We start from the raw sequence: 22796 nt of genomic DNA on the forward strand, positions 1-22796 counted from the left end.
CGCCGCGCCAGGCTTCGCGCCGATTATCAACTCCAGCGATTCAATCAAATTCCGCCCCACCCGTTTATTGACGCGTGGTACACGCCTATAGTCATAGGCAATCCGTTCCTGAAGGCTGCCTCACCATGAACCGCTTGCCGTCGCTTTACCTGTCCCACGGTGCGCCGACGCTGCCGATCGATCCGTCGCTGCCGTCGGCGGCGTTTACGCACCTCGGCGCCGAATTGCCGCGCCCGCGCGCGGTGCTGATGCTCTCCGCGCACTGGGGCACGCAGCAGCCGGTCGCGAGCGTCGCCGCGCAGCCTGAAACGATCCACGACTTCTACGGTTTTCCGCGGGCGCTGTACGAGATCCGCTATCCGGCGCCCGGCGCACCGGAGGTCGCCGAGCGCGCAGCCGAGTTGCTGAACGCGGCCGGCATCGCAACCGCGACGACCGAGCACGGCCTCGACCACGGCGCATGGGTGCCGATGCTGCTGATGTTCCCGGATGCCGATGTGCCGGTCGCGCAGTTGTCGATCCAGCCGCGCGCCGACGCGGCCCATCATTTCGCGCTCGGCCGCGCGCTGCGGCCGCTGCGCGACGAAGGCGTGATGGTGATCGGCTCGGGCCAGATCACGCACAACCTGCGCGCGGCGGATTTCGGCGCGGCGCCGGAGGATGCGGACCCGCGCGTCGCCGAATTCACCGACTGGTTCGAGGCGCGCCTCGCCGCGCGCGATGTCGACGCGCTGCTCGACTATCGCCGGCAGGCGCCGCACGCGGCGCTCATGCATCCGACCGACGAGCATCTGCTGCCGGTGTTCGCCGCGCTCGGCGCGGCCGACGACGACTATCGGCTCGGCATCCAGTCGCTCGGCACGTATCAGCGCGTGCTGGCGATGACGAACTACGTGTTCGCGAGCGCCGCCGCCTGAACCCGACGCGGCGCTCGGCGCACCAACAAAAAGCCCGCCGGAGCGATGCTCCGGCGGGCTTTCGTATGTTTGCTGCCGCCGCCGAATCCGGCGGCAGTCGATCGCGTCAGGCGCCGATCCCTTCGAGGATCTCGTCGTGCGATTCGCGCTCGTCGAGGTACTGCGTCCGGTAGCCGGTATTCACGCCCCAGAAGTAGAACCCGAGCGAGATCACCGCGACGACCAGCATGTCCCAGCCGTACGGCAGCACGCCGTGACCGCCGAACTCCTTGCTGCCGATCAGCGACAGCACGGCCATCGTCGGCAGGTAGGCGACCAGCCACCACGCGGCCTTCAGGTCCGCGCCCCAGCCGCCCCAGCCGGCCTTCGCCTGGAAGAAGAAGTACACCGGCAGCGCGACGACCATCAGCAGGATGATTTCGCCGGTCAGCGGCCACTTCGCCCAGTACAGGATCAGCGACGCGCAGACGAACGCGAACGGTGCGATCAGCTTCATCAGCGGAATCGACAGCGGACGCTCGATGTCGGTAGCCGCGCGGCGCAGCGCCATCAGGCTGATCGGGCCGGTCAGGTACGAGATCACCGTCGCGACCGAGATCACCGCCGCGAGCGAGCTCCAGCCGCGGAAGAAGAACAGGAACACGAACGACACGAGCAGGTTGAACCACATCGCCTGGCGCGGCACGCCGTAGATCGGATGCACGTTGCCGAACATCTTCGGCATCGTGTTGTTGCGCTCCATCGCGTAGATCATGCGGGTGGTCGTCGCCATGTAGGTCGTGCCGGTGCCGCTCGGGCTGATGAACGCGTCGACGTACAGCAGGATCGCAAGCCAGTTCAGGTTCAGCGCGATCGCGAGCTCCGCGAACGGCGACGAGAAGTTGAAGTGCGCCCAGCCCTTCGCGACGTCGGCCGGGTTGACCGAGCCGATGTAGGCCATCTGCAGCAGCACGTAGATCACCAGCGCGAGCAGGATCGACGTGATCACCGCGAACGGCACGCTGCGCGACGGATTGCGCGCTTCGCCGGCGAGGTTCACCGGGCTCTGGAAGCCGTTGAACGCGAACACGATGCCGCTCGTCGCGACCGCGGTCAGCACTGCCGACCAGCCGTACGGCGCGAAGCTCGCATTCGACGCCGTGCCGAGGTTTTCCGAGTGGAAGCTCGACAGCATCAGCCCGAGGATCGTGAGGCCCGGAATCAGGAACTTGAAGATCGTGATCGCGGTGTTCGCCCGCGCGAACGCCTTCACACCCCAGTAGTTCAGCAGGAAGTAGATGACGACCAGCACGGCCGACAGCAGCAGCCCCGGTGTCGACAATTCGCCGTTCACGAACAGCGCATGCGCCCAAGGATAGGGCCACGTGCTCATGTACTGAATCGACGCTTCGGCTTCGATCGGAATCACCGACACGATCGCGATCCAGTTCGCCCAGGCGCTGATGAAGCCCACCAGCGAACCGTGCGAGTAGCGCGCATAGCGCACCATGCCGCCCGACTCGGGGAACATCGCGCCCAGTTCCGCATACGTCAGCGCAATCGCGAGAATCACGACCGCACCGATGATCCACGCGCAAATCGCCGCCGGACCGGCGATCTTCGCGGCTTTCCAGGCGCCGAACAGCCAGCCCGAGCCGATAATCGAACCCAGCCCCGTCAGCATCAATGCAAACGGGCCGATGTTCCGTTGAATAGAACTCTTCACATCCTCTCCTGTGTCTCAAAAAGCATGGTCGGCCTGCGGTCCGGGATCGGCTCGGACAGCACCGCGCACGCATTCTTGGGGGGGACGGGACACCCGATCGGGGCAACCCGTCCGCGCGGCGCGTAGTTTAACGGTTGCACCTGCGAGTTGGCGCCAAAATCGTTCGGCCCCTACAAAAAATTCGCGCCCCTTGCAAGTTTTGTAAACCTGAACTCCGCAATAACCCTGAGTGAATGGAAATACGGTTGACCGCGCGACCGATTAGCCGTATAAACAACGTTGCAGGATTTCAAGCGGCGAGTGAATTGGTTCTTTCGTAGTTCGCCCATCAACGGTACTCCGGTGGTCCTATTACCCCTTCCTTGATTTTCCGCACCCCATGGGCTTCGGCCCCGTTTTATCTTTTTAGGAACAAGTAACATGGCAACCGGTACCGTCAAGTGGTTCAATGACGCAAAGGGCTTCGGCTTCATCACCCCGGAAGGCGGCGGCGACGATCTGTTCGCGCACTTCTCGGAAATCCGCGTCGAAGGCTTCAAGACGCTGCAAGAAAACCAGAAGGTTGAATTCGAAGTGAAGACGGGCCCGAAGGGTCTGCAAGCTGCGAACATCCGTCCGGTCTAAGTTCGGCGCGATATTTCGTGTAGAAAAGCCCCGCTTCGGCGGGGCTTTTTGTTTTTCCGGCACGGCACGGCGCGGCAGCATGGCCGGGCCGCCGGCCGCTTCGCGCGGCCGGCTCGTCCCGTTCAGCCGAACAGGCGCTGCGCGTGAATGCCGAGCCCCGTCGCGACGCTGGCGAGGCGATCGCCGAACACCGGCTGCGCGTCCGGGAACGCACCGGCCAGCGCACTGGACAGAAACGCCAGCCCGGTCGAGCCGCCGGTGAAATACAGCGCGCCGACGTCGCGCGGCGCGATGCCCGCGAGCCGCACCGTTTCGCGCGCCGCCTCGACGATGCGCGCGGTGTCGTCCACGCTCGCGGCCACCAGACGGTCGGCGTCGAAGGCGATCTGCAGATCCTCTTCGACGTCGTTCAGGTCGATCATCGTCTCCCCGCCCGCCGCCACGCCGATCTTCGCCTCCTCCGCGCGCGCCATCAGCGCGTGCCCGAGCCGTTGCTCCACCACACGCAGCAGCCGCTCGTGCTGCCGCACGTCCAGGTAGAGGTGCTTCATCAGCTTCAATTCGCCCACGCGCTTCGGCGTGTAGACGGTGTTGATGAGGTGCCAGGTCGCGAGGTCGAAGTAGATCCGGTTCGGCAGTTCGCGGCCTTCGGGATCGAGCGCACGGTAGCCGAACGCGGGCAGGATCGCCGCCAGTTCGACGCGCCGGTCGTAATCGGTGCCCGCGACGTGCACGCCGTGGTGCGCCAGCACGTCGTCCTTGCGTTCGAGACGCGCCATCCGCTGCGGCCCGACCCGCACCAGCGAAAAGTCGGACGTGCCGCCGCCGATGTCGGCGACCAGCACGAGCCGCTCCGCCTGCTGGCGCGACTCGTAGTCGAACGCGGCCGCGATCGGCTCGTACTGGAAATGCACGTCGGAGAAGCCGACCGCACGTGCGGCTGCTTCGAGTTGATTCTGGGCAAGGCGGTCCGCGCGCGGATCGTCGTCGACGAAGAACACCGGTCGGCCGAGCACCGCGCGGCCGAGCGGCGCGCGCGCCTTGGCCTCCGCCTTGCGCTTCAGGTGCGTGAGGAAGCGCGCGATGATCTCGGTGTACGCGATTGCGCTGCCGTCGCCGAGGTCGGTCGTGGTTTCGGCGAGCGGCGAGCCGAGGATGCTCTTCATCGAGCGCATCAGGCGGCCGTCGAAACCGTCGATATAGGACGCGAGCGCCGCCCGGCCGAATTCGACGGTTTCCTCGTCGTTGTTGAAGAAGATCGCGGTGGGCAGCGTCAGGTGCTCGCCCTCGACGGGCGCGAGACGCATGCCGTCGCCGTCGGGCAGCGCCACGGCGGAGTTGGATGTGCCGAAGTCGATCGCGCAGTAAGTCATCGGAAGGTGCCGCAACGTGGCCGGCGCGAAAACGGAAAGGACGGGCTTTTTAACATGAAGCCCGCCGGATCACAACCGGGACGGGCATCGGTATCGCGCCGCGGTTCGATCAGACGAATCGGTGTGTCGGTCGTGACCGTGGTCGGCGCACCGGATTGGTGGTGCGGGCGGCGGCGGCGCGTTGGCCGGGCTGTTCGCACCGTCAGCGCCGTCACGCGCTCGCCACACCGGCGCGCGGCCGACGCGCGGCTCGCCCGCGCACCGAGCCGCGCTCGGCGGCTCAGGCCGCCGCGTCGAAGCCCTTCTTCCACGCGCCGGCATAAGCGATCTCGCCGATCGCATGGCGTGTGCGCGGGGCCTTTTCGCGGTCGCGCAGCACCGGATCGAGCTTGTCGACGTTGCCGTAGTGGCCGAGCGAGATGATTGCCGGAATCGCGACGTCGGCCGGGATCTCGAACGCGTCGCGGAACGCCTTCGCGTCGAAGCCGCTCATCTGGTGTGCGGCGAGCCCGAGCGCGTGCGCCTGCAGCACCAGCGACATCGCCGCCGCGCCGGCGTCGTACAGCGCGGTCGGCGCCGGTTCGCCCTTCGGCGTGAACGTGTGCGCGGTGACGGCGATCAGCACCGGCGCCGGCGCGTTCCACCCCTGGTTGAACGGCACCAGCGTTGCGAACGCGCGTTTGAATGCGGCTTCGTCCTGCGTGCGATCGAACACGATGAAGCGCCACGGCTGCGCGTTGTACGCGGACGGCGCCCAGCGCGCGGCTTCGAGCACCGCGTGCAGATCGGCGGCGCTGATCGGCTCGTCCGAATACGCGCGCGGGCTCCAGCGGCCCGAGATCAGATCGTGAATCGAAACAGTGGTGGGGGCAGGTTTGACGGACATGCGGTTCCTCGCTGACATCGATGAAGGGGCGCGAACGCCCGGCGAACCGCAAGCATAACCGCTTGGGCGATCACGCGCCCGCACATCCCGCGCAATGCAAATCGACGATCCTGCATAGGCTCGCGAAGCCGGCCAGCGCGGGCCGCAACCGGCTTGCCGAGCATCGCGCGCGACCTCGGCCGGTCGATCTATACGGGGGCAGCCGCGCAACCGTGCGTGTCCCGGCATGGCCCTGCGTGCGCGGTGCGTGCCTCATGCGTGCCTGATGCACACCTCGTGCGCCCCCCCTGGATACCCGTGCATGCTTCCTGCGTGCGCCGTGTGCCCCGTGCGCGCCTCGTACATGCTTCTTGCGCGCCCCGCGCGCAGGCGCCGTGCGCCGTGCGCCCCCGCCGGCCAACCACCCTCAAACAGCCGGCTGCGCCGCAGCCCGCGACGGGCCGCGGTTGATCCGCAGCACGATGAGCGCACCGACGATGCACAGCCCGCCCGAGATCATCGAAGCAACCGTGTAGGTGCCGAGGCTCGCCCGCAGCAGCCCGGCGCCGAGCGCCGCGAAGGCCGCGCCGAGCTGGTGGCCGGCGACGATCCAGCCGAACACGACGGGCGCCGCCGCCTTGCCGAACACGTCGGTGGCGAGCCGCACGGTCGGCGGCACGGTCGCGATCCAGTCGAGCCCGTAGAACATCGCGAACAGCGGCAGCCCGAAGAAGTCGATGCCGAACGCATGCGGCAGATAGATCAGCGACAACCCGCGCAGCCCGTAGTACCAGAACAGCAGCACGCGATTGTCGTAACGGTCGGACAGCCAGCCCGACAGCGTCGTGCCGAACAGGTCGAACACGCCCATCGCGGCCAGCAGCGACGCGCCCTGCACTTCGGTCATCCCGTAGTCGCTGCACATCGCGATCAGGTGCGTGCCGACGTAGCCGTTGGTGCTCGCGCCGCAGATGAAGAAGCTGAAGAACAGCAGCCAGAAGTCGCGCGAACGGCTCGCCGTCAGCAGCGTGCGGAACGCGACCGCGAGCGGATTCTCCTTGGTCGCGTCGGGCGCGGCCGGCGCGTCGGCCGGCTCGCCGTACGGGCGCAGCTTCACGTCGGCCGGCCGCTCGGGCAGCAGGAACGCGACCAGCGGAATCACCAGCGCAGCTGCCACCGCGACGACCAGCACCACCGGGCGCCAGCCGTGGCGCTGCGCGATCGCGGCGAGCATCGGCAGGAATACCAGCTGGCCGGTGGCCGTGCTCGCGGTCAGGATGCCCATCACGAGGCCGCGCCGCGCATGGAACCAGCGCGTAACGAAGGTCGCCGACAGCGTCAGCGCGACCACGCCGGTCGAGCAGCCGACCATCAGCCCCCACACCACGACCATCTGCCAGCTTTGCGTCATCATCGACGACAGCGCGACGCCCGCGCTCAACGTGACCAGCGCGGTGAGGATCGTCGGCCGCAGCCCGAAGCGCTGCATCGCCGCCGCCGCGAACGGGCCGGTCAGCCCATACAGCGCGATGTTGACCGAAATCGCCAGCGAAATCGCCGCGCGGCTCCAGCCGAGTTCGCGCTCGAGCGGCACCATGAGCACGCTGGGCGTCGCCCGCGTGCCGGCCGCCGCCAGCAGGATCAGGAAAACCACCGCCGCCGCGAGCCATCCGTAGTGAAAGCGCCCGCCGATTCGTGTCACCGCCCAGTTCATCTCGTCGTTCTCCAGTTGGCGGCCCGCGCTCGCGCATGCGCCGCCACGTCACCGCCGGGCCACCTCCGCCGCACGCTGCGTCGGCTGACCCTGGCCGACACCTGGCATTTGTCCGTCGCTCCGATCAGCATTGTTACCGACTGGTCACAAGTGTGTTGCGATCGTAGTGACCAGTCGGTAACATGTCAAGCAATTCACCATGCAGTCGAGGGTCATCATGTCGGGCATCGAGGCGGCCAACAAGGCGCCGGCACGCCGCACGCGGCGGCCGGTCACCGCGGCCGCCGCGCAGGAGCATCTGCTGCGCGCAGCAGAGGAGCTGTTTTACAGGGAAGGCGTGCGGGCGGTCGGCGTCGAGGCGGTCGTGGAACGCGCGGGCGTCAACAAGATGAGCCTGTATCGCCAGTTCTCGTCGAAGGACGAGTTGATCCTCGCCTATCTGGAGCGGATGGATGCGTGCTTCTTCGAGCGTTTCGATACGAGCGTCGCGAAGCATCCGGGGCAGCCGAAGGCGCAGCTGATCCAGTATTTCGTCGATCTCGCCGAGCGCGCGACGCAGCAGGACTATCGCGGCTGCCCGTTCGTCAACGTCGCGGCCGAGTTTCCCGACGCGTCGCACCCGGCGCGCGAGCGCGTCGCGCAGAACAAGGCGCTGCTGATGAAGCGGCTCGTCGAGCTGTGCGAAGGCGCCGGCGCGCGCGCGCCGCAGGCGCTCGCCGATGCGCTCGCGCTCGTGATCGAAGGGATCTACGCAGCCAGCCAGACCTACCGGCACGGCGAAACGCCGATCGGCACCGCGCCCGCGCTGGCGACGCAGCTGATCGAGGCCGCGTGCGCATGACGGACGACGCAAGTCAGATTGCAGCGCGCGCCGGCCGGCTACAATGCGCCCCTCGCTGCCGCGCTACCCGACCGCCTTCGCCATGACCGACACCCGCCCCGGCCCGCACGATTCGCACGACGACATCCTCGCCGCCACGCGGCACTGGCTCGCGCGCGCGGTGATCGGGCTCAATCTGTGCCCCTTCGCGAAGAGCGTGTACGTGAAGGAGCAGGTGCGCTACGCGATCAGCGAGGCGACGACGCTGGAAGACGCGCTCGCCGATCTCGAAACCGAGCTGCGCGCGCTCGAAGCGGCCGATCCGCAGCGTATCGACACCACGCTGCTGATCTTTCCGCGCGTGTTCGCGGACTTCGTCGACTACAACGATGCGCTGTTCTTCGCCGACCGGCTCGTGCAGCAATTGCGGCTCGGCGGCGTACTGCAGATCGCGAGCTTTCACCCGGCGTACCGGTTCGAAGGCAGCGAAGCCGACGACATCGAGAACTACACGAACCGCGCGCCTTACCCGATGCTGCACCTGCTGCGCGAGGACAGCATCGCGCGCGCGGTCGACGCGTTTCCGGACGCGTCCGCGATCTACGAGAAGAACCAGCAGACGCTGCGCCGCCTCGGCCACGATGGCTGGCGCGAATGGATGGAGCGGCCGGGCGACGACGTCTGACCCGTCGCGCGCCGGCCGCCGGCGCATGTCACACCCGCGGCGTGCCTGACGTACGCCCTGCGCGTCAGCCCGCGTGATCGGCCGCAGGCTGCGCGTCCGGCGCCGCGGCCGCCGGCACGAAGAAGCGCTCGTTCAGCTCGGCGAGCCCGAACATCGCGAGGATTTCGTTCAGCCGCTCGCTGGGCTTGCGGCGCGGCAGGTTCTTGTATTGCGCGATGATCAGCTCGTTCTTCATCGAGTGCTCCCAGCCGACCAGCTCGGTCACGCTCACCTGATAGCCGTGCGCCTCGAGTTGCAGGCAGCGCAGCACGTTGGTGATCTGGCTGCCGAATTCGCGCGTATGCAGCGGATGCCGCCACACTTCCGTCAGCGCATTCGCGAGCGACTTGCCCTTGTTCTTGCGCAGCACGCCGGCGACTTCCGCCTGACAGCACGGCACCAGCACGATGTGCTGCGCGCGCTTGGCGAGCGCGAAGCGGATCGCATCGTCGGTGGCCGTATCGCACGCATGCAGCGCGGTGACGACATCGACCGTCTCGGGCAGCTGCGGCGACGTGATCGAATCGGCGACCGACAGGTTCAGGAACGACATCCCGCCGAACCCGAGCCGCGCGGCCAGCTCGGCCGAGCGCGTGACGAGCTCCTCGCGCGTCTCGATCCCGTACACGTGCGACGCGAACGCCGGCGTGCCGTGTCCCGGCTGCTGCTTGAAGAACAGGTCGTACAGGATGAAGCCGAGATACGACTTGCCGGCGCCGTGATCGACGAGCGTCACGCTGCCCTTGTCGGCCTGCACGCTCGCGAGCAGCGGCTCGATGAACTGGAACAGGTGATACACCTGCTTCAGCTTGCGACGGCTGTCCTGGTTCAGCTTGCCGTCGCGGGTCAGGATGTGCAGTTCCTTGAGCAGCTCGACGGACTGCTCCGGACGGATTTCGTAGGTCTTGTTCGACATCGTGAAGCGGCGCCGGGCCACGGTCGGTCGACCACGGCCCGGCGGCGGGGATTCGTGAGGAATGGCGACAGTTTACCGAAAATGCGCGCTCAGGCTCGCGCGCCGAGCCGCCAGAGCGACGTGACCTCCGCGCGGCGCGCCGCGTGGAGCGGGTCGTCCGCGTCGGCGGCCTTCGGATGCGCGGGGCGGATGTCTTCGCGGCCGAGCACGACCAGCCCGGCTTCGTCGATCCATTGCAGCAGCGTGTCGCGCGAGCGCAGGCCGAGATGCTCGGCAAAATCGGACAGGATCAGCCAGCCTTCGCCGCCCGGTGCGAGATGCGCGGCGAGGCCCGACAGGAAGCCGCGCAGCATGCGGCTGTCGGGATCGTAGACGGCGTACTCGATCGGCGCGCTCGGGCGAGCCGGCACCCACGGCGGATTACAGACGACGAGCGGCGCACGGCCGGCCGGAAACAGATCGGCCGCGACGACGTCGACGCGATCGGCATGGCCGAGCCGCGCGACGTTCTCGCGCGCGCATGCGAGCGCGCGCGGATCCTGGTCGGTCGCGACGACGTGCTCGACGCCGCGCGCCGCCAGCACGGCCGCGAGCACGCCGGTGCCGGTGCCGATGTCGAACGCGAGCGAGGTGGCCGGCAGCGGCGTGCGCGCGACGAGTTCGACGTATTCGCCGCGCACCGGCGAGAACACGCCGTAATGCGGATGGATCGGCGCGCCGCCGAGCGCGGGAATCGGCACGCCCTTCTTGCGCCATTCGTGCGCGCCGACGAGGCCGAGCAGTTCGCGCAGCGACACGACCGACGGCGTGCCGCCCGGCCCGTAGGCTTCCTCGCACGCGGCGCGCACGTCGGGCGCGCGGCGCAGCGGGATCGTGTAGTCGGCGTCGAGCGGAATCAGCACCATGCCGAGCGTGCGGGCGCGCTGCGACTGCGCGAGGCGGTGCAGGTTGAACGCGTCGACGCCGGCCGCGGCCTTCGCCTTTTTCGGCTTGCGTTCGACGCGCCGCGCCAGCGCCTGCACGAGCTGGCGCGCGTTCTGGAAGTCGCCCTGCCAGACCAGCGCGGTGCCCTCGCACGCGAGGCGGTAGGCGGCGTCCGCGGTGATGCGGTCGTCGGCCGGCACGGCGCGCCGCGGCGGCTGCACGCCCGCTTCGGAGCGCCAGCGCACGGCATGTTCGACGCCGTCGGCGTCGGTCCAGTGGAAAACGGGGAAATCGGTCACGCGAGCTCGGCTACGGTTGGCTTCAGACAGGCGGTGCAGACGCACCGCGCGGACGACACCATACCGCGCTTTGCCCGTCCCGGCAAAACGGCGGCCGGCTAGCCGCCCCACGCCGGCAGCGCCGGCATGCGCAACGTGCCGGCGTCGCGAAAGTGCACGGCGCCGAGCGCGCCGCCCGCGAGCCGCCCGCGCAGCGCATACGGCAACTCGCCGCTCGCGGCCGCGCCGGGCAGATTCCACGCCTGGCGCGCGGCCGCGAATGCCGACACGGACACCGGCACGTCGATCACGGCCTCGCCGAAGCGCGGCACGACGCCCGAGCGATCGCTGACGCCGCTCGCGAACGGCGAGCCGTTCACCTCGAGCGCGACCGAGATGCCGTCGTATTCGATCGGCGTGTCGTTCGGGTTCTGCACGCGCAGCTTGAGGGCGAAGCGCATCTCGAGGCCCTGTCCGGGCAGCGGATCGAGCCCGGCGACCGTCACGGACACGGGCTCGCGCGTGAGGCCCGCGCAACCGCCGAGCATGAACAGCGCGGCGAACAGCAACAGCGCGGCGCGCAGCGGTGCGATACGGAACAGGGCGCGGGTCATCGGCAGGCCTCCTTGGCGGCAATCGGCGGAATGGATCGTCGCTGCATTGTACCGACCGCGCCCCGATTCGTAGTTTCCACTTCGCGGCGAGATCGTTAATAGATTAAAACTACGGAAACGACTGAAGCCTCCGAAAGCGAATTAATACCGACCGGCATTCAATGCCATGCAAAAAATTCTAGATATACGCTTTCTAATTTTTTCGTTTCCTTTACCCAAAACCATCAAGTATATTTACGCATCCTTCGAGCAGGCCGACAAACCTCGAAGCCGCATGACGGCGATTTTACGGAACGGCGACATGCCGTCCTGCCGTACTGCGGCCCGGCGCGGTCCGCCCCGTGGGTCGTCGTTTCAAAGGGAATCAAGGGAATGCGTGCCCGCGCAGGGCGCGCGGCCCCGTGTCGTGCGCGCGAAATCAATTCAGTACAACCCGCGCACGGCCATTTTGAACCGGCAAGTCAACCGATATCCGGAAACACAGAGGGGGCAGTAAACCATGATTACCTTCACGTAGTCGGCCGCCGTCTTTTTCGAATAAACCGTCATTGGCATCCGTCATCGCCACCGATTAACGGCGAGGGATTTCCTTTGCCGGCGTTTTCGCAGCACTGAACGATTCTTTCAACAATCGAGGTTTCAGTCATGCCGATCAACATTCAGAAGATGCGTTATCTGCCGCTGGTTGCCGCACTCGCGCTCGCGGGCTGCGGCGGCGACGACGGCGGCTCGGGCTCCGCTTCCGCGCTCAGCTCGGCCGGTGCGCCGCAAGCGAGCTCGTCGCCGGCGGTCGCCACGGCGCCGAGCGCGTCCAACGTCGACAAGAGCGTGTCGCCGGTCGAACTGCCGGACACCGTGGTGCCCGTCAACTACCGGCTGTGGTTCCGCCCGAACGAAGCGCTGAACGCGTTCGACGGGCGTGCGGACGTCGAAATCAAGGTGCTGAAGCCGGTCAACAACATCGTGATCGCCGGCCACCGGATCAAGTTCACGAACGGCCGCATCACGCTGCAGCCGGGCAACATCCAGCTGATCGCGACGCCGCAGGACAAAGGCGACTTCTACCAGCTGCGCCCCGCTGCCGGCACGATCGCACCGGGCAACTATTCGCTGCACATGGAGTGGTCGGGGATCATCAACTTCAAGTCGTACGACGATCCGGTGAACCACACCGGCGGCAGCTGCGGCGACGATCCGTATCCGGGCTGCTCGGCCGCCGAAGGCGTGTTCCGCGTCGACCTGAAGAGCACCGACGGCACGACGAGCGGCGCGATCCTCACGCAGGGCGAAACCAACCTCGCGCGCCAGTGGTTCCCGGGCTGGGACGAACCGGCGTTCCGCCCGACCTATGAAGTGACGGCCGAAGTGCCGCAGAACTGGCGCGTCGTGTCGAACGCGGCGGAGAAGCCGTCGACCAACGTCGGCGGCGGCTACAAGCTCGTGCAGTTCGAGAAGACGCCGCCGATGCCGTCGTACCTGCTGTTCTTCGGCGGCGGCATGTTCGACACCTACGAGGACAACTTCACGAGCCCGCTGCCGGGCGCCAAGGGCAGCCTGCACCTGCGCGTGTTCACGCCGCCGGGCATGAGCGACTGGGCGAAGCCGGCGATGGACCGCACCAAGCAGGCGCTCGACTTCTACTACCGCTACACGGGCATCCCGCTGCCGCTGACGAAGTTCGACACGGTCGCCGCGAACGACGCGTTCAAGGAGCAGAAGGACCTGAACTTCGGCGGGATGGAGAACTGGGGCTCGATTCTCGAGTTCGCAGACGACATCCTGCCGCAGCCGGGCCAGCCGATGTCGCATTACGGTAACGAGGTGCTGACGCACGAAGTCGCGCACCAGTGGTTCGGCGACCTCGTCACGACCGACTGGTGGGACAACGTGTGGCTCAACGAGTCGTTCGCGACGTTCTTCGAAAACAAGACGACGATCCAGTTCTTCCCCGACGAGTTCAGCTGGCTCGACCAGGTGAAGAACAAGTACCGCGTGATCAACCGCGACATCGGCCCGAACGCGTTCCCGGTCGCGCCGAACTTCAACGACTGGGCGTCGAACGACTTCGTGCTGAGCGCCAGCGCGTTCACGTACGACAAGGGCGGCCATGTGCTGAAGACGCTCGAGAACTATCTCGGCGAGCAGACCTTGCGCAAGGGCCTGCAGCAGTACCTGGTCGACTACTCGTTCGGCAACGGTACGCCGAAGCGCCTGTGGGACGAGCTGTCGAAGGCGAGCGGCCAGCCGGTCGGCCCGATCGGCGACAGCTACGTGCGTCAGACCGGCGTGCCGCTGGTCACGCTCGACACGCAGTGCGACATGACGAAGAACCAGACGATCGTCACGCTGAAACAGCAGCCGTTCCCGAACACGAACGCGTATCCGGGCCTGCAGTGGACGGTGCCGATCACGCTCGCGTACGGCCAGGGGCTCGCACAGCGCACGACGCTCGCGCTGAAGGACACCCAGGCGCAGACGCGCGTCGACGGCTGCACGGGCGTGGTCGCCGATCCGAGCGGGCTCGACTACTACGTCGTGAACTACAGCGACGCCGCGTGGAGCGGCCTGCTCACGCAGGTCAACAGCTCGACCGATCCGGTGCTGCTCGCGAACCTGAAGAGCGAGGCCGCGCTGCTCGTCGCGAACAACCTCGCGCCGGCTTCGCGCTCGACGTCGATCGGCTCGGTCGCTTCGCCGGCCGCGATGAAGCTGCGTCAGACGCCGAGCTTCGGCGGCATCGCACCGACGACGAAGGAGCGTCCGTCGCTGCGCTACCAGGGCATGTTCAAGCCGCGCAAGACGCTGGTGCAGTAACGGCGACGGCGGCGCTCGCCCGGCCGGGGCCGCCGCATGCGCGGCGCCGGCCGGCGTTCGAACCGTCTGGTCCTGCGCCGGGCCCCGCATGCGGGGCCCGTTTTTTTGCGCGCCGCTAGCGCTCGCCGCGCCGGCGAAACGCCCACCATGCGGCCAGCGCGGTGAAGCCGGCCACCAGCAGCACCATCAGCCAGAAGCCGTGCTTGTTCTCCGCGAACGGCACGCCGCCGACGTTCATCCCGAAGAAGCCCGCGACGATGTTGATCGGCAGCGCGATCACCGTGACGAGCGTCAGCGTGAACAGCGTCCGGTTGTTCTGCTCGTCGAGCCGCGAGCCGATCTCCTCCTGCAGCAGCTTGATGCGCTCGTTGAGCCCCGACAGATCGCCGAGCACCAGCGAGAACTCTTCGGTCGACTCGCGCAGCTCCTGCACGTCTTCGGCATGCAGCCATGCGGGCGGTTTCGCGAGCAGCCGGAAGATCGAGCCGGGCTCGGGCGCGAGCATGCGCTGCAGGCGCGTCAGCGTGCGGCGCAGCGCGCCCAGCTCGACGCGATTCGACGTGAGCCGCTGCGACAGGAAGCGATCCTCGATGCGGTCGACGTCGACGCTCGTGCGCCGCATGATCTGAATCAGCAGGTCGGCCTGGTCGCGCAGCAGATGCACGAGCAGCTCGGCCGGCGACCGGAAGCGCTCGCCGTCGCGCACGCACGCGCGCAGCGTGTCGACCGAGCGCAGCGGCTTCATCCGCGCGGTGACCATGATGCGCCGCTCGACGTGGACGAACAGCGTCGCGATCTCCGACGGCGTCAGCTCGAGGTTGAACATCACGTCGTTGACGATCGCGCGCAGCGCGCCGTCTTCCTGCTCGATGCGCGTCGAGCGCGAGCCTTCGTGCAGGAACGCGAAGAAGCTGTCGGGCAGGCCCAGGTGCGTGCGCATCCAGCGCTCGCTCGCGCCGTGCGCCAGATTGAAGTGCAGCCAGACGAAGTCGTCCGCGGCGGACGCATCGCGCGCGCGGCACGTGCGCAGCCATGCGGCCGCTGCCTCGGCATCGAGCGTCGCGCCCGATCCACCCGGCGTGAAACGGAATCCGCACACCATGCCGGACGTATCGGCGCCGTAAGTCTGTACGATCAGGTCCATCGTGTCGAAGGTCGTGCCGCGTCGGTCGCGCCGGAAAATGAAAGGAAACGTATGCCCGACGCATGTGACGCGCGCGTGACGCGCTCGCCGTCACCCGCTGCGGGCACGGCGACGGCCCAAACGCAATGCGCCGCCCGGAGGGCGGCGCATTGGCGACGAACCGATCGGCGTGACGCCGGTTACTGCCGCGTCTCCGGCGATTGCGCCGCGCTCGGGCACGCCGGATCCTTGCCCCAGTGACCGTCGCACACGCGCCAGCGGCACAGCTGATCCTCGAAGAAGCCGCGCTGTTCGCATTCCTTCACGCGCGCGGCGAGCGAACCGCCGGTCGTCGCGGCCGTCTTGGTCGGTGCGGCCTGCGCCTTCTGCGCGGCGGCCTTCTTGTCGGCCGGCTTGGTGCGTGCGACGAGCGCGGCCAGCAGATCCGCATCCGGATCGTCCTTCGCCGAGGCCTTCGCGTTCGCGGTGCGCGCCGTCGCGTCGCGCCGCTTCTTCGCCTGTGCGAGCTCCGCCTGCTGCTCCTTGTGGCGCTTGCGCGCTTCCGCCCTGGTTTCGGTCTTCGTGTCTGCCTTCGCGTCGGCCTTGCCGCGTGCGGCGAGCTTGTCGCTCTTCGCGCCGTTGGCCTTCGCGCTCTTCGTCGCAGCGGCGGCGGCCGTCGCGGCGGCGACGCCGGTCGCGGCCGTGCCCGATGCGTCGGCGGCGCCGTTCGCGAGCGCGCGCGACAGGCGGCTGTTGTCCGCGCCCGACGCCGCGGACGATGCGGATGCAACGGTTTGGGATGCGGCGTCGTCATTGACGATCGTCGCCGGTTGCGCGGCCGGCGTCGCGGACGCGGCCGAGGCGGCATTCTGCGCGACCTGCGCGGCAGCGCCGCTGGCGGGCTCGGCCTTCGCGGGCGCCTGAGCAGGCGCGGCCGCCACGACGGCGGGCTCGGCTGACTGCTGCTGCCAGCGCCACGCGCCCCAGCCGCCCACCGCCACCACCAGTGCGACGATCGCCGCGATCGGCGCCTTCAGCGAACGGCGCGGCGCTTCGGCCGGCGGCGTGACGCGTCCTTCCAGATTCGCGAGAATGCGCGACTGCTGCGGCCCGCCCTCGCCTGCCGGTTTGGTGTCGGACAGGAGGCTAGGCGGGGTTTTCGAATTGGTATTTTCCGGCGCACTCATTCAGCGTCTCATTGAATCCTGGTTTAATTCACCGCGATAATATAGCCCGGCCTCTCAAGGCAGCCTGATTCTAAGAGCAAGCATTGCAAAACACAATCAATTCCAATTTCCGGGGATATCGTTGATTGCCGTCGCCCTCGTCGCCTATTTCGCCCTCGCCGTCGCGGTCGCGGCACTGTTGCTTTTACCGGGTATCCGCGCGGCCGTTTTCGATTCGGTCGCGCAATTTCATGGCCGCCTGACGCGCCGCGCAACCGATCGCGCCGCCCGCACGCGCAGTCAAATTGTTAAATCGGCAAGCGTTACGCGCGGCGCATTAAGCGATGTGCAAAATTTACTGATTCGACGGCGCTTGATGATTATGGTATCGGCAGGTATTCTTGCGACGCCGCCATTGGTGGCCATTGCGTTACGCGGTCGGCAATTGTTTCAGTACGACGACACCGCGCGCGTGCCCGACGAGAAGATCGCCGCGCTGTTGCAGGGCGAGCAGCTCGTGCCGCCGCCGCCGTTGCCGCCTGAAGTGTTTGCGACGCGGGAGGTCGAGCAGGTGCGGCCCGCGCTCAAGGATGCGAGCCGCGACTGGAACCTGCTGGATCCCGATTTCCGTACGCGTTTGCTGCTGGTCTACAAGATCATGCACGAACAGTATGGTTACGAGATGGCGCTGCTGGAGGGTTATCGGAGTCCGGAACGTCAGAACCGGCTCGCGCAAATGGGCACCAACGTGACCAATGCGGCCGCTTTCCAGAGCTATCACCAGTTCGGGCTCGCAGCGGACAACGCATTCCTGCGCGACGGCAAGCTGGTCATTTCCGAGAAAGATCCGTGGGCGATGCGCGGCTACCAGTTGTACGGGCAGGTTGCCGAGCAGGTCGGCCTGACGTGGGGCGGCCGATGGAAAATGATGGATCTCGGACACGTGGAATACCATAAACCCGGTTTTAAACTGGGACGCGGCAGCTAGTCATGGCTGCCGGACAAGAAATAATGAGGGCGGCATGGGGCTTTTCAAACACCCGGCAGGAAATGATTTGGGCGGCGCAATCGATCGGGCATTCCGTTGCGCGATTTTTTCGGGCGCCCGCTTCCGTTTTAATTCTCACGGCATCCTTTCATTAATGCGCGCGCCTTCTCCGATGCCGCGGGCGCATTGATGCCAGCCCTTTTCATCCCGCCTGACAGCGCGGCGACACATCGCGGCGCCACGCTGTCCGCTCGGCGCGCCCGCGTCGCCTCACCGAATCGCACCGGAACCTGAACGTCCTATGCAACGCATCCTCAACGTGCTGACTCATCCGCGTACGCTCTCGATCGTCGGGATCGTCGCGCTAGCGGCGATTCTCTTCATCGTCGCCGACATGCTGCAGCTGCCGCTGCTGTGGGCCGCGCTCGCGTTCGCGGCGATCCTCGTGCTGTGGCTCGCCGTCGCGTTGTGGCGCCGCTGGCGCGTGAAGCGCGCGAACCAGCAGCTCGGCCAGGTGCTCGAAGAACAGGCCGAAACCGGCAAGATCACGGCGCCCGCCGCGGCCGCGCTCGCGCCCGACACGAAGACCGCCGACCTCGACGTGCTGCGCACGCGCCTGTCCGATGCGGTGAAGACGATCAAGACGTCGAAGATCGGCCAGGTGTCGGGCGGCTCCGCGCTGTACGAACTGCCGTGGTACATCGTGATCGGCAACCCGGCCGCGGGCAAGAGCAGCGCGGTGCTGAACTCCGGCCTGCAGTTCCCGTTCGCCGACAAGAACAGCGCGGTGATCCACGGCATCGGCGGCACGCGCAACTGCGACTGGTTCTTCACGACCGAAGGGATCCTGCTCGACACGGCCGGCCGCTACTCGGTGCACGAGGAAGACCGCAGCGAGTGGCTCGGCTTTCTCGGCCTGCTGAAACGCTACCGGCCGAAGGCGCCGATCAACGGCATCATCGTCACCGCGAGCATCGCCGAGCTCACCGGCAACCGCCCCGAGTTCGCGATCAACCTCGCGAAGAACCTGCGTCAGCGCGTCCAGGAGCTGACCGAAAAGCTCGAAGTGTTCGCACCGGTCTACGTGATGTTCACGAAGGCCGACCTGATCACCGGCTTCACCGAATTCTTCAGCAGCAGCGACAAGCACGAATACGACCGCGTGTGGGGCGCCACCCTGCCCTACGAACCGGACGAGAAGCGCGACGTCGTCACGCTGTTCGACGAGCGCTTCGAGGAGCTGTACGAGGGGCTGAAGGAGATCAGCGTCGCGCAGCTGTCGCTGTCGCGCGGCAACCAGCTGTCGCCGGGCCAGCTCAGCTTCCCGCTCGAATTCTCGACGATCAAGCCGGCGCTGCGCGCGTTCCTCGCGACGCTGTTCGAGAACAACCCGTTCCAGTACAAGCCGATCTTCCGCGGCTTCTACTTCACCAGCGCACTGCAGGAAGGCGAGACCAACAGCGCCGCCGCGCAGCGCATCGCTCAGCGCTTCGGCCTCGACGCGAGCGCGCTGCCGAAGCCGCACAGCGCATTTTCGAAGAACGGCTTCTTCCTGCGCGACCTGTTCTCGAAGGTGATCTTCGCGGACCGTCAGACCGTGCGCCAGTTCGCGAGCCCCACCAAGACGCGGCTGCGTTACGCGACCTTCTTCGGCTTCGTCGCGGCGCTCGCGCTCGCGCTCGGCGGCTGGACCTGGTCGACGATCGGCAACCAGCAGCTCGTCGCCAACGTGCAGGCCGACCTCGACAACGTCACGCGCCTGCAGCAGGGCCGCAACGACCTGCAGTCGCGGCTGCAGGCGATGGACATTCTCGAAGACCGCATCGAGCAGCTCGAGCAGTTCCGCCGCGACAAGCCGATGTCGGTGTCGCTCGGCCTGTACCAGGGCGACCGCCTCGAGCAGCATCTGCTGACCGAGTACTACAACGGCGTGCGGCAGATCCTGCTCGCGCCGGTGTCGCAGAATCTCGCGTCGTTCATGAAGGACGTGAACGCGCACCCCGAGCAGCTCGTGCCGATGACGCGTCCGCCCGAATCGGGCGCGGTGCAGGGCGGCGCGATGCCGGTCTCGACCAATCCGCCGGGCGCCACGCCACTCGCCGGCGCCGCGCAAGGCGCGTCGGCCACGCCGGCCGCCGCGCCGCAACAGCCGGCGGCGCCGCAGGGCGGCCTCTACAGCGACGCGTCGCCGACCAACGTGCAGGACGCGTACAACGCGCTGAAGACCTACCTGATGCTCGCCGACAAGCGTCACGTCGAGCAGGCGCACCTGACCGACCAGCTTGCGCGCTTCTGGCGCGGCTGGCTGGAGACGAACCGGGGCAACATGCCGCGCGACGAGATGATCAAGAGCGCCGAGCGGATGATCTCGTTCTATCTGTCGCGCGTGAACGACGACGACTGGCCGATGATCGACGCGAACCTCGCGCTGGTCGACCAGACGCGCGAGAACCTGCGCCGCGTCGTGCGCGGCATGCCGGCGCGTCAGCGCGTCTACGAGGAAATCAAGGCGCGCGCGTCGACCCGCTTCGCGCCGATGACCATCGCGCGCATCGTCGGCGACGGCAACCAGGGGTTGATCGCCGGCAGCTACGCGATTCCGGGCACGTTCACGCGCGAAGCGTGGTTCGACTACGTGCAGCCGGCGATCCGCGACGCGGCGACCAAGGAACTGCAGGCGAAGGACTGGGTGCTGAACACGTCGACGCAGGACGACCTGACGCTCGAGGGCAGCCCCGAGCAGATCCAGAAGACGCTGGTCGGCATGTACAAGACCGAATACGCGCAGCACTGGCAGAAGTTCATGCAGGGCATCGCGGTGCAGGGCTTCACGAGCTTCGGCCAGGCCGTCGACGGGATGAACCGCCTGGGCGACCCGCAGGATTCGCCGATCCGCAAGATCCTCGAGACCGCGTACGACCAGACCTCGTGGGACAACCCGTCGCTCGCGAACGTGACGATCAAGAAGGCGCAGACGGGCGTGGTGAACTGGGTGAAGCAGTGGTTCACGCGCTCGCAGGCCGGCCAGATGACGGCCGCGAACATCGACATCAACGGCAATCCGGCCGAGGTGCCGATGGGTCCGATCGGCCAGGAGTTCGTCGGGCTCGCGCGGATCGTCGCGACGCACGACGGCACGTCGATGCTCAAGGGCTACATGGACACGCTGTCGAAGGTGCGCACGCGCTTCAACGTGATCAAGAACCAGGGCGACCCCGGCCCCGGCGCGCGTCAGCTGATGCAGCAGACGCTCGACGGCAACGGCTCGGAGCTGGCCGATTCGCTGAAGTTCGTCGACGAGCAGATGCTGACGGGCCTCACCGATTCGCAACGCAAGTCGCTGCGTCCGCTGCTGGTGCGGCCGCTGATGCAGGCGTTCTCGGTCGTGATCCAGCCGGCCAGCGCGGAAGTGAACAAGGTGTGGAACGCGCAGGTGTACCAGCCGTTCCAGAGCTCGCTCGCGACCAAGTACCCGTTCGCGCCGAACGCGAAGGTCGAGGCCGGCGCCGGTGAAATCGCGCAGGTGTTCGGTCCGGACGGCGCGATCGCGAAGTTCGTCGGCACGACGCTCGGGCCGCTCGCGGTGCGCCGCGGCGACACCCTCGCCGCGCGCACGTGGGGCGACATGGGCATCGGCCTCACGCCGGACTTCACGAACGGCTTCGCGCGCTGGGTCGCGCCGCTCGCGGGCGGTGCGGCAGGCGGCGCGGCCGCCGCGTCCGAACCGCAGACCGTGTTCCAGATCCTGCCGCAGCCGAGCACCGGCACGACCGAATACACGATCGCGATCGACGGCCAGCAACTGCGCTACCGCAACACGCCGCCGCAGTGGACCAACTTCGTGTGGCCGAACCCGCAGGGTTCGCCCGGCGCGACGCTGTCCGCGACGACCTTCGACGGCCGCACGGTGCAGCTCGTCAACGAGCCGGGCCGCTACGGTCTCGAGAAGCTGATCAACTCGGCGCAGCGCAAGCGCCGCCCGGACGGCACGTTCGATCTGACGTGGGTCCAGGGCAGCGTGAACGTGTCGGTGACGATGCGCATCATCAGCACGTCGCAGCCGACCGGCGGCGGCGGCGACCAGCCGCAGCAGCAGAGCCTCCGCGGTCTGCAGCTGCCGTCGTCGATCGCCGACGCGAGCGCCGGCGCCGCACAGAACGCGACGCAGGCGGGCGCCGGCGCGCCGGCCGCGGCACCGGCCGTCGCGGCCGCCACCGCAACGAATGCACAGGGGGCGCAATGACGCAAACCGTTCAGGCGCAGATCGCCTACTTCGGCAAGATTCCGTCGCGCGGCGACTTCGTGAAGAGCCCGCACAACCCGCAGCTGCTGCAGACGCTCGATCGCTGGATCGCGCAGGCGCTGGAGCTGCTCGCGGAGGATCCGCGCTGGAAGATCGTCTACGAGGATGCGAAGCCGATGCATTTCGCGTTCCTCGGCTCGCGCAGCAAGCTGGCGATCGCCGGGCACATGGTCGCGAGCCATGACGTGTCGATGCGCCGCTTCCCGTTCCTCGGCGCGACCGCGCTGGAGGTCGAGCGGCCGCTCGCGTTCCTCGCGCGCAGCCCGCTCGCGTTCGCGCGGCTGTGGTCGCGCGTCGCCGCGCAGATGCCGGCGCTGCTCGCGAAGGAGGAGCCGCCCGGCGCGCTGCAGGCGCTCGGCGACACGCAGGTGCCGATCGACGTCGGCGGCCCCGGCACGTCGCACGACGGCACCTTCAACGACTTCGTCGAACACCAGTCGCTGTACGGGCTGCAGCAGATGCTGCTCGAGAGCGGCCATCCGGTGCGGCTGCGCGGCGCGATGCTCGCGCTCGGCTCGCTGCTGCGGCCGGTGATGCAAAGCGGCTCGTCGCACATCGAGCGCGGCCTGACGCTGCCGCTGCCGGTCGATCCGTTCTACCGAAGCCTCGTCGCCGCGTTCTGGCTCGAACTGATTGCACCGTTCGTCGCGCAGGCCGATTTCGAGCTCGCGATCTTCATCGGCACGATCGCCGAGCGCGAACGACTGATCGTCGGCTTCAACGGTGCGTCGTCGAAGACGCTGCTGAGCGTCGTCGATCCGCAGACCTACGCCGCCCACAACATCGACATCGACGATCCCGAGTGGATCGACGCCCATGCGCAAAACGACCACCGGATCAGCAAGCTCGTCAGCTACCTCGACCAACCGCAACTGTCGCTGCGCGTCGCCATCGACGCGTTCCGCGAAGCGTTCATCGGAGGCTGACG

The 22796-nt window shown here is 67.5% G+C and carries 17 protein-coding genes; 8 read left to right on the forward strand and 9 right to left on the reverse strand.

The window, feature by feature from the left end; all coding sequences use genetic code 11:
* Positions 1–125: 125 nt before the first annotated feature.
* On the forward strand, positions 126–917 hold the full coding sequence (locus EX20_RS14460; RefSeq protein WP_034193979.1) for a DODA-type extradiol aromatic ring-opening family dioxygenase: 792 nt from the start codon (positions 126–128) through the stop codon (positions 915–917).
* Between the two features lie 106 nt (positions 918–1023).
* On the opposite strand, the gene EX20_RS14465 is transcribed toward EX20_RS14460, so the two are convergent.
* Positions 1024–2622, reverse strand: coding sequence for an APC family permease (locus tag EX20_RS14465; protein ID WP_011883129.1), 1599 nt, complete (start codon positions 2620–2622; stop codon positions 1024–1026).
* 420 nt (positions 2623–3042) lie between these two features.
* On the opposite strand from EX20_RS14465, the gene EX20_RS14470 reads away from it, so the two are divergent.
* Positions 3043–3246 carry a cold-shock protein gene (locus EX20_RS14470; protein WP_006477070.1) on the forward strand — a complete coding sequence of 68 codons (204 nt, stop codon included), beginning with the start codon at positions 3043–3045 and terminating at the stop codon, positions 3244–3246.
* 122 nt (positions 3247–3368) lie between these two features.
* On the opposite strand, the gene EX20_RS14475 is transcribed toward EX20_RS14470, so the two are convergent.
* The 3 genes from EX20_RS14475 to EX20_RS14485 all read right to left on the reverse strand — a co-directional run bounded on the left by EX20_RS14475 (position 3369) and on the right by EX20_RS14485 (position 7198).
* The gene (locus EX20_RS14475) at positions 3369–4619 is read right to left on the reverse strand and encodes an Hsp70 family protein (protein WP_011883128.1); all 1251 of its coding nucleotides are present in this window, start codon (positions 4617–4619) and stop codon (positions 3369–3371) included.
* Between the two features lie 280 nt (positions 4620–4899).
* Entirely contained in the window at positions 4900–5505 is a 606-nt protein-coding gene (locus EX20_RS14480) for a nitroreductase family protein (RefSeq protein ID WP_014722357.1), read from the reverse strand.
* A 406-nt stretch (positions 5506–5911) separates the two neighbouring features.
* The gene (locus tag EX20_RS14485; RefSeq protein WP_011883126.1) at positions 5912–7198 is read right to left on the reverse strand and encodes an MFS transporter; all 1287 of its coding nucleotides are present in this window, start codon (positions 7196–7198) and stop codon (positions 5912–5914) included.
* A gap of 217 nt (positions 7199–7415) precedes the next feature.
* Between EX20_RS14485 and EX20_RS14490 the strand changes: the two genes are divergently transcribed.
* Together EX20_RS14490 and EX20_RS14495 are read left to right on the forward strand one after the other, a co-directional pair.
* Positions 7416–8039: a TetR/AcrR family transcriptional regulator gene (locus EX20_RS14490; protein WP_011883125.1), complete on the forward strand. Its 624-nt coding sequence runs from the start codon at positions 7416–7418 to the stop codon at positions 8037–8039.
* Positions 8040–8121: 82 nt separating this feature from the next.
* A complete protein-coding gene (locus EX20_RS14495) occupies positions 8122–8703 on the forward strand; it encodes a DUF1415 domain-containing protein (RefSeq protein ID WP_034194014.1) in 582 nt (193 codons plus the stop codon).
* 64 nt (positions 8704–8767) lie between these two features.
* Here the strand turns inward: EX20_RS14495 and EX20_RS14500 are convergent, their stop codons facing one another.
* The 3 genes from EX20_RS14500 to EX20_RS14510 form a co-directional block, all read right to left on the reverse strand.
* A complete protein-coding gene (locus tag EX20_RS14500; RefSeq protein WP_011883123.1) occupies positions 8768–9658 on the reverse strand; it encodes a class I SAM-dependent methyltransferase in 891 nt (296 codons plus the stop codon).
* A gap of 89 nt (positions 9659–9747) precedes the next feature.
* Positions 9748–10881, reverse strand: a complete 1134-nt coding sequence (locus EX20_RS14505; protein WP_034193980.1) for a methyltransferase — start codon at positions 10879–10881, stop codon at positions 9748–9750.
* 98 nt (positions 10882–10979) lie between these two features.
* Positions 10980–11474: an LEA/WHy family protein gene (locus EX20_RS14510; protein ID WP_011883121.1), complete on the reverse strand. Its 495-nt coding sequence runs from the start codon at positions 11472–11474 to the stop codon at positions 10980–10982.
* A 645-nt stretch (positions 11475–12119) separates the two neighbouring features.
* Between EX20_RS14510 and EX20_RS14515 the strand changes: the two genes are divergently transcribed.
* A complete protein-coding gene (locus EX20_RS14515) occupies positions 12120–14288 on the forward strand; it encodes a M1 family metallopeptidase (RefSeq protein ID WP_034193981.1) in 2169 nt (722 codons plus the stop codon).
* A 115-nt stretch (positions 14289–14403) separates the two neighbouring features.
* Here EX20_RS14515 and EX20_RS14520 read toward each other — a convergent pair whose 3' ends face one another.
* Together EX20_RS14520 and EX20_RS14525 are read right to left on the reverse strand one after the other, a co-directional pair.
* The gene (locus EX20_RS14520; RefSeq protein ID WP_034193982.1) at positions 14404–15432 is read right to left on the reverse strand and encodes a transporter; all 1029 of its coding nucleotides are present in this window, start codon (positions 15430–15432) and stop codon (positions 14404–14406) included.
* Between the two features lie 179 nt (positions 15433–15611).
* Complete coding sequence (locus EX20_RS14525; protein ID WP_034193983.1) at positions 15612–16598, reverse strand: hypothetical protein; 987 nt, start codon at positions 16596–16598, stop codon at positions 15612–15614.
* Between the two features lie 121 nt (positions 16599–16719).
* On the opposite strand from EX20_RS14525, the gene EX20_RS14530 reads away from it, so the two are divergent.
* From EX20_RS14530 to tagF, 3 genes are all read left to right on the forward strand, one after another.
* Positions 16720–17565, forward strand: a complete 846-nt coding sequence (locus EX20_RS14530) for a M15 family metallopeptidase (RefSeq protein ID WP_014722348.1) — start codon at positions 16720–16722, stop codon at positions 17563–17565.
* Between the two features lie 301 nt (positions 17566–17866).
* A complete protein-coding gene (tssM, locus tag EX20_RS14535; protein ID WP_034193984.1) occupies positions 17867–21808 on the forward strand; it encodes a type VI secretion system membrane subunit TssM in 3942 nt (1313 codons plus the stop codon).
* Positions 21805–22794: a type VI secretion system-associated protein TagF gene (tagF, locus tag EX20_RS14540; RefSeq protein WP_011883114.1), complete on the forward strand. Its 990-nt coding sequence runs from the start codon at positions 21805–21807 to the stop codon at positions 22792–22794. Before tssM ends, tagF begins: the two co-directional genes overlap by 4 nt.
* Positions 22795–22796: the final 2 nt, after the last annotated feature.

Origin of the sequence: Burkholderia sp. WP42, assembly GCF_000745665.1 — a bacterium.
Classification (GTDB): Bacteria; Pseudomonadota; Gammaproteobacteria; order Burkholderiales; family Burkholderiaceae; genus Burkholderia; species Burkholderia vietnamiensis.

What these genes read in the sequence shown, in the direction of transcription:
- EX20_RS14495 (WP_034194014.1), top strand. Translation starts at nt 8,122, where the DNA reads ATGACCGACACCCGCCCCGGCCCGCACGATTCGCACGACGACATCCTC.
- EX20_RS14490 (WP_011883125.1), top strand. Translation starts at nt 7,416, where the DNA reads ATGTCGGGCATCGAGGCGGCCAACAAGGCGCCGGCACGCCGCACGCGG.
- EX20_RS14475 (WP_011883128.1), bottom strand. Translation starts at nt 4,619, where the DNA reads ATGACTTACTGCGCGATCGACTTCGGCACATCCAACTCCGCCGTGGCG.
- EX20_RS14500 (WP_011883123.1), bottom strand. Translation starts at nt 9,658, where the DNA reads ATGTCGAACAAGACCTACGAAATCCGTCCGGAGCAGTCCGTCGAGCTG.
- EX20_RS14485 (WP_011883126.1), bottom strand. Translation starts at nt 7,198, where the DNA reads ATGAACTGGGCGGTGACACGAATCGGCGGGCGCTTTCACTACGGATGG.
- EX20_RS14520 (WP_034193982.1), bottom strand. Translation starts at nt 15,432, where the DNA reads ATGGACCTGATCGTACAGACTTACGGCGCCGATACGTCCGGCATGGTG.
- EX20_RS14525 (WP_034193983.1), bottom strand. Translation starts at nt 16,598, where the DNA reads ATGAGTGCGCCGGAAAATACCAATTCGAAAACCCCGCCTAGCCTCCTG.
- EX20_RS14460 (WP_034193979.1), top strand. Translation starts at nt 126, where the DNA reads ATGAACCGCTTGCCGTCGCTTTACCTGTCCCACGGTGCGCCGACGCTG.
- EX20_RS14510 (WP_011883121.1), bottom strand. Translation starts at nt 11,474, where the DNA reads ATGACCCGCGCCCTGTTCCGTATCGCACCGCTGCGCGCCGCGCTGTTG.
- EX20_RS14480 (WP_014722357.1), bottom strand. Translation starts at nt 5,505, where the DNA reads ATGTCCGTCAAACCTGCCCCCACCACTGTTTCGATTCACGATCTGATC.
- tssM (WP_034193984.1), top strand. Translation starts at nt 17,867, where the DNA reads ATGCAACGCATCCTCAACGTGCTGACTCATCCGCGTACGCTCTCGATC.
- tagF (WP_011883114.1), top strand. Translation starts at nt 21,805, where the DNA reads ATGACGCAAACCGTTCAGGCGCAGATCGCCTACTTCGGCAAGATTCCG.
- EX20_RS14470 (WP_006477070.1), top strand. Translation starts at nt 3,043, where the DNA reads ATGGCAACCGGTACCGTCAAGTGGTTCAATGACGCAAAGGGCTTCGGC.
- EX20_RS14515 (WP_034193981.1), top strand. Translation starts at nt 12,120, where the DNA reads ATGCCGATCAACATTCAGAAGATGCGTTATCTGCCGCTGGTTGCCGCA.